This is a genomic window from Candidatus Poribacteria bacterium (genome assembly GCA_021295715.1).
Classification (GTDB): domain Bacteria; phylum Poribacteria; class WGA-4E; order WGA-4E; family WGA-3G; genus WGA-3G.
This window is the reverse complement of record JAGWBV010000050.1, coordinates 41,979-55,476: the sequence shown is the minus strand read 5'-3', so window position 1 is coordinate 55,476 and position 13,498 is coordinate 41,979. Positions and strand designations below refer to the sequence as shown.

The window sequence follows — 13,498 nt, the reverse complement described above, 5'->3', positions numbered from 1 at the left end:
TTCGTTATTTAGCATATTCAATGATTAACTTTCGTGTAACTTTCAACGATTCTTAACTTCTACTCGCTATGAGTTCTATTATAACATTTCGTGGTATGTGTTTCACCTCGGCGCATTCCGAAAGTATTTGCCGTGGTGATACGTTATGACTGTGACAACGAAGTTGAGGTTATCCAAATGAAACGCAAATTGGAAATGGAATTAGACTTTGTAACAGATTTATCCCCGTTGGAACTCGCGTCGAAGATCGCACCAGTTGTCCGAGAGGCTGTTGAGACGATGAAGCAGACATTAGGGGCTGAATTAGAATTTGATATTTTCCTCGTGCTGGATGGACGCGAGGTTCACCTCGTGATGGAACCAGTGTGACGTATAGTAATATTATATTTTTCGTTTTGTTGATAGAGCGAGAAATAAAATGTTACACTTTCCACCAAATTCTTTTTTTACAACGAGGCTCGAAAAACAAAAGCCTATAAACCCTTACAGCTACTGGGTTCTATCCGATAACCTCTGTACACCCAATGTTAACCAGTGTAACATTTTATAGGCTCATTGATTACTGATGACTGACCGCTGATAGCCGTTTATGAACAAACTCTACTTCAAGAACCCGGATGTTATCAACACCCGCGTCCGCTTACCTGATGCGTGGCGGATCCGCCCAACCCAGAAATCGGGATGTCACTTCGACAACCAACAGATGCAATTCCTACGAGGATAATGGACAACCAGTTCTTGTAGGAGGGAACTCCGATTCCCGACTCCTAACTCTGAAAATATTAGTGAAATCTGCAGATATGGAAGCACCTCACATAACCCCTCACCCTTAGTTCACGATTGAACCGCAGATACTAACACCTGCCCCACTGATAACTCTTAAACTAACGAGCTGAATCCCGCCTTCCAAAACACAAATCCGTTGACAGAAAAGGATTTTTAGGGTATAATTATAGAAACTCAGGCGCGACTTGAAGTGCCTGCCTCGGTTTCGGAATAGCATCTGCTATGCCGTTTGCATTTAAAACTGAACTTACGCACACCGCAGATAATTTTTACGGCAAGTTTTGGAAACCTGCAAGCTGCGCTAAAAAATGAGGGGTAACAATGTCAGCAGCAAATTTGAAACAACGGATCCATAACGGAGAACTCGTCTATGGCGCTAACGTCTCTATGGCAGCGTCTGCCGACGCGCTCATCGCCAAAGTCGAAGAGGACGGCTACGATTTTGTCGCTGTGGATAGCCAACATTCTCCATACAACGAAGATCGGCTCGTCGCCTTCTGTAACATGGCGAATGAATTGGGGATTCCAGTCAACTTTCGGATTAAGCATACCCGACACGCTTATCTCATTGGCAACTGTCTTGATTTAGGTCCTACGGGTATTGAGGTGCCACAGGTCGAATTAGATGAAACCGTAAACGAAGCAGTTGCTGCTTTCTACTATCCGCAGCAGGGGCTTCGGAGTTGGGGTGGTGCTGCCCGGGTGAATTCCGAAGGCAGAGAACGGCTGGAGTACGCCGACTGGTGGAACGCCAATGGCATCCTCTGGATGCAAATTGAGTCCATAGAAGCCGTCACACATGCGCGACATCTCGCGAAGCCGGGAGTTGACTGTCTCTCCTTTGGTCCTGCTGATCTGACATTCAGCATTGAGAGCCACCCGAATCATGCACTCCAAACCGTGGATGCTTGTGTTGAATACGTCGCGAAAGCTTTGCAAGGAACGACAACCGCTGTCTGCTTTAGGAACGGCAGTCCCAGCACCCGCCAAAAGTATGCCGACATGGGCGTTACCGTCTTTTTGGAATAGTAATGCTGAGTTATGGATTGGTAAGCACAGCAATAGCGGAAGACCGAGAGCGGCTACGTGAAGGTGTCCGACTGTTAGCAGAGGTCGCGCATAAACACGATATACCCATAACATGGGCAGTCGATACCAAATCTGCGCCAGCCATCGCGAAATTGCTTACAACATTCCACACAGAGAACGGGGACGCGCCTTTGTTGATGCTCGACATCAGACAGATCTGGGAAACGAACTGGGAGGCGGAAAGAAACGCAAATCCGGGTGCCAGCACAGAAGCCATGGCATCGCATCTCGTCACGATGCGAGAGAAGCTGCCAGAGTATATAATCAGGGAACGCGACAGACTCAAGCGAACACTACCTTGCACGGACATTAACATCGCAGGGGCAATCTTCAAGAATGATACTTTCCTGCGGGCACTTGAACAGACTGGGTTCCGAGGACTTTGGGGTTACCACTGGAATCAGCAGGATATTGATGAAACAGACCCCAATGTTCCTGAAATTGAGGTTTCCGACCAGGGCGGTTTTGGGTGTTTTTACCCGCTTGAGGCTTCAGCTGTTCTTGATGCTATTGTCGCACGAGGGACTACTGACACAGACTCTGCGCAATCGTTTGAAAAGATTGTCGGTATACCTTACCATACCGCTGGGCATCTCGATGAAGACGTGCATAATCTCCGCGCGGTGCTCTTAAACGGAACAGCGCAACAACATTATGATGTCTATGTAGGAAGCACAGCATGGAATCAATGGCTTGGTTATGTGGAACATATCGACCCACTTACCGTTGCGCACCTTGGGCAAGAGGGATTGGAACGACTCGATACCTACTTCGCACACGTCGTTGGTATTCAAGACACAAAACCGTTACTTCTTTCTCAAATGGTTGACGATTACATTAAACGTTGCCAGAAAACCGAACCGACAGCTGTTATAGAAACGAGTACAGATATCCAAGAGGAAACTGCTAAGCCGAAGTCTACGTTAAAAATGTTTTACTACGACGCGGCATGCGAATTCACTTTTGTTGAAGGTGCTATGGATCCTGTTGAAATCAAAAACTATGCCGCTGAACGAGTGTTACAATCCGAGGTGAATAAACCTGTCCTAACCGGCTTTTTACCGACGCGACACCGGACGCAACTACACCTTGCTATTGCGGTAGAGTCAACGAGGACGATGCCTTATGGGATAGTAGTCTGGGGCGATCACGAAGGTTTGCAATTAACTGAATCCAACGTCGATGATGTCAGATGGATAGGGGAACATTCGCTTTTTATACGTTTCACATTACAATCTGGAAAGAACGAATTTAGCGTTAAACTGACAATTTAATCTTCTGATGATGGTGCACCACGACGACTTCTTTCATTGGTGAAGTCGTCGTTTTCGGGTTCTGAAGGTTTTTTAATTTACGGTCCCCTGGGCCGCTGCGTCCGTTGTTCTTGCGGGTTTTCGGTTAATTCGTAACTGGATTTGTGCATTTTGACGTTTCTTTTTCCTTAGGAACATGAAACCAAAACCCAAGCCCGTAACGAAGTGGAGGGGTTTTTGCTGGGGTGTTTCTTCAACCCGAACACGGAAAGCCTTAAAGTTTTAAACCTCGTTACTTATCCGCAAGGTAAAATTAAAAAAGGAAAATTAAAAAAATGGAAAAAGTATTAGGGCTCAAATGCCGTGAATGTGGTGAGAAGTATCCCAAGGAGCCTCTTCACGTTTGCGAATTCTGTTTCGGGCCCCTCGAAGTAGACTATAACTATGAAGAGATACAAAAATCTGTTTCAAGGCGTTCAATAGAAAACGGTCCAGAAAGCATGTGGCGTTATGCAGATCTCCTGCCGGTAGATGGTGAACCGACAGATGGCACGAACACCGGATTTACACCTCTCGTCCGAGCCAAAAATCTTGGAGACGCCCTTGGCGTCAAAGAACTCTATATCAAAGATGATACCGTCTGCCATCCGACCTTTTCTTTTAAGGACCGGGTTGTAGCCGTCGCCTTAAGCAAAGCAAAAGAATTCGATTTTGATACTGTTTCTTGTGCCTCCACTGGCAACCTCGCCAACGCTGTCGCCGCGCACGCTGCCATCGCGAAATTGAATTGCTTTATTTTCATCCCCGCGGATCTCGAAGTTGGCAAGGTCGTTGCATCCGTCGTTTATGGTCCGACAGTCGTCGGTATCACCGGCACTTATGACGATGTCAACCGACTCTGTAGTGAAATTGGCGGGGTCTATCCGTGGGCATTTGTTAACATCAACATCCGTCCTTTCTACGCTGAAGGCTCGAAAACCCTCTGCTTTGAATTGATCGAACAACTCGGCTGGAAAGCACCTGCGCATATCATCGCACCTGCCGCCGGTGGTTCTCTCATCACAAAGATTGGCAAAGCTTTAAAAGAATTCCACATTTTGGGATTAATAGATAAACCGAACACTAAAATCCATGTCGCCCAAGCCGAGGGTTGTGGACCCATCGTCAATACATACAAAGAGAATGGCGATTTTGTAAAGCCTGTTAGACCCAACACGATCGCTAAATCGCTCGCTATTGGAAATCCCGCAGACGGCATCTATGCTGTTGATACCGTCCGAAACTCCGGCGGGGTTGGCGAGCACGCCACCGATATTGAAATCGTGGACGCCATTAAACTCCTTGCTTCCACTGAAGGTATTTTCACTGAAACCGCTGGGGGCGTCACACTCGCCGCCGCGAAAAAATTGATAGAGAGTGGACACATTGGACCTGATGAGCCTACGGTTCTCGCCATTACAGGCAACGGTCTCAAAACCGTTGAAGCACTTGAGAACAAAACGGATACATCACATATCATTGCCCCACAACTCAACGCTTTTCGGAAACTGATGACGGAAATTGGATAGATCTCATTCAGCGTCTTCGGTTGGGAAAAGTTTCAAAGTCTGTGAAATGTTCTAAAGTCCGTCAAGTGGGTTCCAGAGGGTTCTGGTTCATTTGCAAACTTTCTATACGGAGGAACTAAGGACATGACGCTACAAGAAATCCACGAAGTTGAGCAAGGCATACGTCCGCCAGAAAGCCTGAAAATGACGTTGGAGGAGTTTCTCGAGCACGATGTAGAGGGTTATGAATATGTTAAGGGAGAATTAGTACCAATGCCACCGCCGTCGAGAGAACACGGTGAGATTAGTGTCAATGTTATTCGATACCTGGACGCGTATGTATATAAAAATAAACTGGGTCGCTTGTACACTGCGGAGACCACGTTTCAGGTTGGGGAACGTATCATGAAACCTGATGTCGCGTTTGTTGCGATCGCACAGTTGACAGGCGACAAAACAAAGGGGTTTCCTATACCACCTAATCTGGCGGTTGAGGTTGTTTCTCCCTCGGATGTCCAATCTCGCGTTGCTGAGAAGGCACTCGCATATTTGAACGCGGGAACTTCTCTCGTCTGGGTGCTTGAACCTGTTTCCCAAACCGGGACGGTATATCGTTCTGAGACGGATATTGAGATGCTCACGCGTGATGATACACTCACCGGTGAGAATGTCGTGCCGGGGTTTTCTTGTCCAGTTGCACACCTGTTTCAGTAGTTCGCTCTATGTATTGTCTTAAAAAACTTAGCCAAAGACGGCAGCCTATAGCCAAAGACGAAAGGCGGATTTTTAGAAATTGCCGTCCAATATCAATGTGTCCTAATACCTCCGGTTAGGACTGAATTAAAAAATGGAAATGCTACAGGGGATACTCGAACGCATCGTCTATGAAAGCCCTGACACCGGCTACACAGTCGGAAGGCTTTCCGCGCGCGACCATGCCGAACTCATCACTGTCGTCGGCAATTTGGCATCTATCAATCCAGGTGAGAGTCTTCTCCTACAAGGTGAATGGGTCGACAACGCCAAATACGGCAGACAGTTCCAGATTGAGAAGTATGAAACTATCCTCCCCGCGAACGTCGTCGGATTAAGAAAATATCTTGGCTCAGGTCTCATCAAAGGCATCGGTCCCAAGATGGCCGGACTCATCGTTCGTAAATTCGGTATGGATACAATGGATGTCATTGAGAACGAACCTGAAAAATTGACGCGCGTCCCCGGTATCGGACGGAAGCGGGTACAAATTATCAAGGAAGCGTGGGAAGCGCAACGCGAAATAAAAAACGTCATGCTTTTCCTGCAATCGCACGATGTCAGCACAGCGCACGCCGCAAAAATTTACAAAACCTATGGAAACGACGCAATCCCGATCGTCACAGAAGATCCCTATCGCCTTGCTGATGATATTTATGGTATCGGGTTTGTAACCGCAGACACAATCGCACAGAAACTCGGCATTGATAAGGATGCCCCGCAACGGGTGCAAGCCGGAATCAAATATGTTCTCAGCCAGAAGGCTGATGATGGACACGTCTTCCAACGCCATGCCGAGCTTATTGAGGCGTGCCAAACCATGCTTGAACAGGAACTGGAAGCGATTGAGCAGGGGATCTCTGCCCTCGTCGAAAAAGAGGAAATTATTAATCCCGGTTTTAAAGACTTCTTGGACACCGACGAACAGATTGGCATAGACGAGACGCAGGGTGATTACGAGACTAACGACCAACCCTCAGCTGTCAGCAATAGAGCCGGCGGGCAGGAAGAAGGGAAGGATGCGAATCCCAACCTTCCAGACTTCCAATCTTCCAATCTTCACCCCCCCGATAACCGACAACCGACAACCCATAACCAATCCGCCATCTATCTCGCCCCCTTTTACTACGCCGAATTAGGAGTCGCAAACCAATTCTTGAGGCTCCTTGCTTTCGATCAAGGGCAAAGCATCGCTCCCCTGTCCTCTAACACTACGCCATCCCTCACCCAATTAGAGAGCGAGATGGGTATCCGTTTCGCGCCACAACAACGCGAAGCAATCCATACTGCAATGGCCACGCGCGCAATGATCCTTACCGGCGGACCCGGCACCGGTAAAACAACGACTGTTGTCGGCATGATTCGTCTGTTTGGAGCAGAAGGTAGACGCATCACCCTGACGGCACCGACCGGACGCGCGGCGAAACGTCTCAGTGAGACAACCGGCAGCGAAGCTAAAACCATTCATCGGTTACTTGAATTTTCTCCACAGAACAATGGGTTTAAGCGAAATCGGCAGAACCCCTTAGACACAGATGTCGTCATCGTTGACGAAACATCTATGGTGGACCTCGTCCTGATGAACCGTTTGATGCAGGCAATTCGTCCGACGACGACTGTCATTCTCATTGGAGACACCGATCAGCTGCCCTCTGTCGGCGCAGGCAATGTCCTCAGAGAACTCATTGATTCCCATAAGATACCCGTTATTCAACTCACCGAGATATTCCGCCAAGCGCAGGAGAGTATGATCGTCACAAATGCCCATCGCATCAATAAAGGCGATTTCCCAGAACTCACGGGCGATACAGATCGGAACTTTTTTTTTATGGAGGAGGAAGATCCCGAGGTAATTACCGAATTAATATGTTCCCTTATTGCCGATCGGCTACCGCAGCACTACGATTACCATCCGATGGACGATATCCAACTCCTATGCCCTATGCGGCGCGGGACACTCGGCACTGAAAACCTCAACAAACGCCTCCAGGAGGTATTGAACCCGGAGTATACAACACCAGTATCCCATCCCTTAGAAAAATCGAGGTTCGGTGTTCGGACTTACAAACGAGTGTCGGAACCTATGGGGCGATCTCAAACCGCAGGTGGTTTCCGCATCGGTGATAAGGTGATGCAAGTCCGCAACAACTACGACTATGACGTGTTTAACGGCGATATTGGGAGAGTTGTCGCGATTGAAAACGTTGAGAAAAAGGTGTACATTCAGTTCCCTGATAAACAGGTCGCTTACGATACAGCAGACCTCGGTGAGCTCGTTTTGGCTTACGCAACGACTATCCATAAGGCACAGGGCAGCGAGTATCCCGCCGTTGTTATCCCCTTACACACGCAACACTATCTCATGTTACAGCGGAATCTGCTTTACACCGGCATCACCCGTGCGAAGGAACGCGTCGTGATCGTCGGGACCAAACGCGCACTCGGCATCTGTATCCGCAACAATCAAGTCATGCAACGCAACAGTTACCTCGCCGAACGCCTTCAAGGACGAGGAGATTAACCCAGTCCAAGCATCGCGCCGGGCGACTCTACGGAGAGGCACGTGAATACCCAAACCCCTCTCCGAACCGCAAGGAAAATTAAAAATATGAAGCGATTAACCCTATTTCTCATCGGTTTCCTATCACTCTTCACACAAGCCCTCGTGTATGCCGAGGTTACGCTGCCGCGCGTCATCGGCAGTAATATGGTGCTGCAACGCGACATGCCAGTTCCCATTTGGGGCTGGGCATCCGCAGGCGAAGAGATCACTGTAACCCTTAGCACCGAGAACGAGGGTGCTGATCCGCTTTTCTCAACGACTACTACTGCTGACGCGGAAGGCGACTGGCAAACTAAACTGCCCGTAACGCAAGCCGGGGGTCCCTATACGCTTCGTGTTGCTGGAAGTAATGCACTTGAGCTCACGAACGTCCTTTTTGGTGAGGTCTGGGTCTGTTCCGGACAGTCGAATATGGAATGGTCGGTCCGTGCCTCAAAGGACAGTGATGCAGAAATCGCTGCGGCAGACTATCCAACAATCCGACTGTTTGACATTCCGCATAGACCTTCCGGACTGCTTCAGCAAGATGTAGAAGCCGACTGGCATGAAACCACCCCAACAACAATCGAGAATTTCTCCGCTGTTGCTTACTATTTCGGGAGAAAACTCTACAAAAACCTCAACGTCCCGATTGGATTAATAAGTACCAATTGGGGTGGCACCCGCATTGAACCGTGGACACCACCGGTCGGCTTCACAACCGTCCTTGCTCTTGAATCCATATCCAAAGAGATTCAAGAAGCGGATGCGAACTATCGCGAGCAACTTCCGCAAAAGATGAAGGAGATTGAAACGTGGATAGCGGAAACACGGAAGGCATTAGAAACCAACGCTCGCCTTACACAGATACCTGAAAACAGACATCCTTTAAGGCATCATGCAAGACCAACCGGACTCTATAACGGCATGGTGCATCCGATCGTCCCTTACGCTATACGTGGCGCACTCTGGTATCAAGGCGAGTCGAACCTTCAGGACGGAATGCTCTACCACGAAAAGATGAAAGCACTTATCAATGGGTGGCGTAAGGTTTGGGGACAGGGCGATTTTCCCTTCTATTTCGTCCAACTTGCTCCCTTTAACTACGGTTGGGGAGCCAGCCCATTTTCTCTACCCGCAATTTGGGAAGCACAAGCCGCGACGTTATCCGTCCCTCATACCGGCATGGCTGTAATAACAGATGTCGGTAACCTCCAAGACATCCATCCTCGAAACAAGCAGGAGGTTGGTAGGCGGCTTGCGTTGTTGGCACTCGCGAAAACGTATGGCAGAGGAGATGTAACCCATTCTGGTCCACTTTACAAGTCGATGATGGTAGAGGAAAACACAATTCGACTGAACTTTGACTCTGTCGGGAGTGGCTTGATGGCACGAGATAGACAACCACTGACATGGTTTGAAATCGCAGGCGAGGACAAGCAATTCGTTGAAGCGACTGCAACGGTTGATGGTAACACTATCATTGTGTCCAGCGATGCTGTTGCGAATCCGGTCGCGGTTCGATTCGGTTGGCATCAAAGTGCGGAACCGAATCTCGTCAACAAGGAAGGGTTACCCGCGTCACCGTTTCGGACGCACCCTTGGTAAGACGTTAAAAAAATTGGCAGGTTTTGGCGCGCTGTGGTATACTATCTCTATGAGACAGCGCTACGACAATGCCGCCAAATTTGTGACCCTGGGCTACCCGAAGCCCTTCACTGAGCATATTCTTGAGTATCCAGACCTGATAGTACTGGAAGAATTGGCAACGGAGCAACTTACACTCAAAACGCACCACACCGATAGCACACTGAAGGTCCAATTCTCAGGTGAGACTGCTATCCTCCACAACGAGGTCCAAACTTTCGATAGTCGAGAACCGATGCAATTCCGTTTCGCAGGCTATAACGGATTTCTCATCAGGGAACATCAGTTGAATGTCTATTGCAGTGTTCTCTATCTGCATCCCCGTGCCGGTCTAAACGATCCAGGTTTCTATGCATATCGGAGGTATGATTGCGAGTATAGGCACCAGTATAGAGTGGTGCGACTGATTGAAATAGAGGGAGAATCAATTTTGGAATTGCAGGAGCCAGGTTTGTTACCTCTCACGCCGTTAATGAAACCGCCTTCAGAGATGAGCGAGTTTCAGTGGTTCGAGAAGTGTGTTGATGCAACAGTAGTTTCAAATGTGGGTTCGGAGGACATAAATCTACTGCTTGCAGCTTTGGGCATCTTTGGTGGGTTGATTCACGACAGACAACTGATAGAAGAACGTTTACCGGAGGGCATTATGCAAGAATCTCCTTTTTTCCAAGAATATATTCAAGAAGCGGAAGCACGCGGTCTCGAACGCGGTCTCGAACGCGGTCTCGAACGCGGTCAAAGAGCCGGGACCATTGACTCAATTCTGACACTCCTAAGCGATCAGTTTCAACCCGAAGCGGTTCAAGCTTTAAAGCCACGGCTTGAAACTATTGAGGATTTGGAACGTTTGAAAGAGTTGCTCCGATCCGCTCCCCGAGTACAAAGCCTGGAAGCATTCACAGAAAACCTACAAAATCAGAGGTAGGCTCCGTTCTGCCGTAACCGAGGCAAGGGCTAAAAACGTGAAAATCACAGCGATCAAAACCTTTATGGCGCGATTTGGCAATCGACCTCGCGGTCTCATCAAAGTCGAAACAGACGAAGGGCTTTACGGATGGGGTGAAGCCTACTCTACAGGTCCCGACCTCTCTGTTGAACCGATTGCGGACTACATCTTCGAGATGATTCAAGGGGACGACCCGAGGCGAATTGAATACATAATGATGAAACTGCATCAGCAGTTCCGTTTTCCACCTGGCGGTGCGGGGCTTGCTGTTATTTCTGCTGTTGATCATGCCCTCTGGGACATCAGTGGAAAAGCGGCGGGCTTACCGGTCTACATGCTCCTCGGTGGGCATGCTCGGGACCGTATCCGGATCTACCGTGGTATCGGTGGCAGGGATGGCATTGAAGCCGCCGATCAAGCACACAAACTCCATGAAGATTGGGGATTTACTGCTTTCAAGACGAGTCCTTACCAACTCGATCCAGATGCAGATCGTTGGGGACGCGTCTGTGATGCCGCCGCCACCTATTTTGAGCAAATTCGGAATAACACACCCGCAGATTGGGAGATCGCCTTCGATCCTCACGCCAAGATCTTCGAGCCGATTCGTGCACTTCAACTCGCAAATGCGCTCGCGCCCTATGATCCGTATTTCTATGAGGAACCGCTGCGACCCGAACACATGCCCGCGTGGACGCGTCTGCGCGCCCAGATGCAAGTGCCGCTCGCGACAGGCGAATCTCTCTATACGCGCTTTGAGTTTCTGGATGTTATCTCGGCACAAGGGGCTGACATCATTCAGCCGGACATTTGTGTCTGTGGCGGGCTGTTAGAGATGCGGAAGATTGCCGCAATTGCCGAAGCACACTACGTCAGTGTCGCACCCCATAACCCGATGGGACCACTCGCAACGGCTGTTAATGTCCACTTCTCCGCCGCAACCCCGAATTTCAAAATCCTTGAGTATCTTTTGCCCACCGAGACGGAATGGAACGATTGGGTGGACGAACCTTATCTACCAAAAGATGGTTATCTGGAATTGCGTGACCGTCCAGGCTTGGGTGTAGAGGTGGACGAATCCGCGATCACCGACAACGAATACATCCATTGGCAGCGCACCAGCCCCATCCGACCCGATGGTTCAACGGGTTACATTTAATCGGCTGTCAGCTTTCAGCATATTGGAAACCATCAGCGTTGGGTTGGAAGGAATTGGCTGGAAGGGAGGAAGATGGGGGACCCACCCTTTCAGTCTTCCAACCTTCCATTCCCTCTTGCTGACGGAGAACTGACCCGCTCTCATCCTGCAAATCCTTGAATCCTGCAAATCCTGATTCAGACGACTGATGACTGATGACTGGCGGCTATATACGCCTGCAGACGCTTCAACGCGCTCCCATCCTTCATTACTGACTGGGCGCGGGCAAGCGCATCTTTAGGTTCTGGGCAAATTCCTAACAGGTAATCTACCATCGCTGTGTTTAGGAGAATCCTGTCGTAGATATGCCCTTTTTCGCCGGAGAGTGCCGCCACACCGGCTTCTGCAAATGCCGCCGCACTGACAATCTCTGGACGTGGGCTTCGCGTATAGTCAAATCCATAAATCTCTGGATCGATATCCAACGCAAAATCTTCACGGGTATCGTTTACACGACGGAAGCCTTGAGAGTAGTTGATTGCCATCCTATCGCTCGTAGAAGGCTTCCCGAGTCGGAGTGCGTAGTGGCTTGTCCCTTCCTCTCCCTTCACAGCAACCGCCGCATCAAATCCACGTTCCCACGCCAATTGGAGCAGTGGTTTCTCGTAACCGATGTGATAATAGCCAAGCACCATGTAGTTTGCTTCTCGTGCCGAAAAGAACTGTTGTGCTTTCTCAGTCGCAGCCCAAGGTGGACGTTTCTTGATGTGTACCCGCAGTTCGCGCAAGTTATAGGCGGACGGACAGTACTCGCGCTGGCTGATATATCCGAATCCCACCGACTCATCTGTAATCAGTGAAGCCGTCTGGGCAAGTGATAATTGCGTTTTCGCGCCGAGTGCCTTCAGGATAGTTTCCTCTGTTACACCATTTTTCGGGGGCATCGCATCGACACTGTGGAGGAGTGATGCTTCGCCGAGTGCGGCACGCACTGCAGCGACGAACAAGGTCGGGCGAAAGTAGCGAGTTGCGCCGTCATAAGGTTGCCCAAAGTGTGTTAATTCCGCAATGTCAATCGGTTCAACCGCTTCGGGTCCGAAAAATGCATCAAGATACCCTCGCACCTCCTGATAGGTCTCGCGGTTCATTCTTTGTCCGATAAGCGCAGCACCTTTGAAAGCGGGTTTCACGTCATCGCTAAGGATGGCTTTACACATCTCGCGGGTTTCGGTATAGCCTAAATGTTTTGCCCGTAGAATCTTTTCTAACGCATTTACGACCAGTGCTTCTGTCGAATTCGCGGGTACATAGCCGTGCTCAGGGTTCATGAGGTATTGAATTTCCGGAGGCAGTTGCTCTGTCAGTGCTGAACGGTATTTACGAAATGCCGCTTGTTCTGCTGGACTCCACTGTGTTGCTTTTGGGAAATAGGCGCGGAGTGTCATCGCCGCAAAAAACGCACCCATCTGTGCCTCTGAAGTTGCATCCGATTCCGGGAGTTCGCCTCTAAGGGATTTCAGAAGCGTTTCAAGTAGTGGCTCCGGTTGGGGAAAATCTGAAGGACTTATACCTAACGGACGCGTCTGGTGCGGTCCCGTGCAAACTCGTGCTTGTGCCTCAAGCAGATCGTCGTTTGGACCCGGGTATACCGGTGTATATGAGTGAGAATCAAAATCCGCCATTTTACAATATCCTCCGAGCGTGGCTTCCATCATATTTGGTAGTGTGAAATGTTAGATAAGAAAGGTTGATTCTATTATACTGCTTTTTGAGGTTTAAAACAAATGTCATGCATTG

10 protein-coding genes are annotated in these 13,498 nt (G+C 49.3%); 9 read left to right on the top strand and 1 reads right to left on the bottom strand.

Features of this window, described 5'->3' with window-relative positions:
• The first annotated feature begins 177 nt into the window (after positions 1–177).
• The 9 genes from J4G07_13595 to J4G07_13555 all read left to right on the top strand — a co-directional run bounded on the left by J4G07_13595 (position 178) and on the right by J4G07_13555 (position 11,722).
• Positions 178–369, top strand: coding sequence for a hypothetical protein (locus J4G07_13595; protein MCE2415029.1), 192 nt, complete (start codon positions 178–180; stop codon positions 367–369).
• A 738-nt stretch (positions 370–1,107) separates the two neighbouring features.
• A complete protein-coding gene (locus J4G07_13590) occupies positions 1,108–1,815 on the top strand; it encodes a hypothetical protein (protein ID MCE2415028.1) in 708 nt (235 codons plus the stop codon).
• Between the two features lie 2 nt (positions 1,816–1,817).
• The gene (locus J4G07_13585; protein ID MCE2415027.1) at positions 1,818–3,149 is read left to right on the top strand and encodes a hypothetical protein; all 1,332 of its coding nucleotides are present in this window, start codon (positions 1,818–1,820) and stop codon (positions 3,147–3,149) included.
• A 314-nt stretch (positions 3,150–3,463) separates the two neighbouring features.
• Positions 3,464–4,696 carry a threonine synthase gene (locus tag J4G07_13580; protein ID MCE2415026.1) on the top strand — a complete coding sequence of 411 codons (1,233 nt, stop codon included), beginning with the start codon at positions 3,464–3,466 and terminating at the stop codon, positions 4,694–4,696.
• A 183-nt stretch (positions 4,697–4,879) separates the two neighbouring features.
• Positions 4,880–5,389 (top strand): Uma2 family endonuclease, encoded by a 510-nt coding sequence (locus J4G07_13575; protein MCE2415025.1) that lies wholly within the window; start codon positions 4,880–4,882, stop codon positions 5,387–5,389.
• A 133-nt stretch (positions 5,390–5,522) separates the two neighbouring features.
• A complete protein-coding gene (locus tag J4G07_13570; GenBank protein ID MCE2415024.1) occupies positions 5,523–7,949 on the top strand; it encodes an AAA family ATPase in 2,427 nt (808 codons plus the stop codon).
• 87 nt (positions 7,950–8,036) lie between these two features.
• On the top strand, positions 8,037–9,578 hold the full coding sequence (locus J4G07_13565) for a 9-O-acetylesterase (GenBank protein ID MCE2415023.1): 1,542 nt from the start codon (positions 8,037–8,039) through the stop codon (positions 9,576–9,578).
• A gap of 49 nt (positions 9,579–9,627) precedes the next feature.
• Positions 9,628–10,542 carry a hypothetical protein gene (locus J4G07_13560; GenBank protein MCE2415022.1) on the top strand — a complete coding sequence of 305 codons (915 nt, stop codon included), beginning with the start codon at positions 9,628–9,630 and terminating at the stop codon, positions 10,540–10,542.
• A gap of 37 nt (positions 10,543–10,579) precedes the next feature.
• A complete protein-coding gene (locus J4G07_13555; GenBank protein MCE2415021.1) occupies positions 10,580–11,722 on the top strand; it encodes a mandelate racemase/muconate lactonizing enzyme family protein in 1,143 nt (380 codons plus the stop codon).
• Between the two features lie 176 nt (positions 11,723–11,898).
• On the opposite strand, the gene J4G07_13550 is transcribed toward J4G07_13555, so the two are convergent.
• Complete coding sequence (locus J4G07_13550) at positions 11,899–13,383, bottom strand: hypothetical protein (GenBank protein MCE2415020.1); 1,485 nt, start codon at positions 13,381–13,383, stop codon at positions 11,899–11,901.
• Positions 13,384–13,498: the final 115 nt, after the last annotated feature.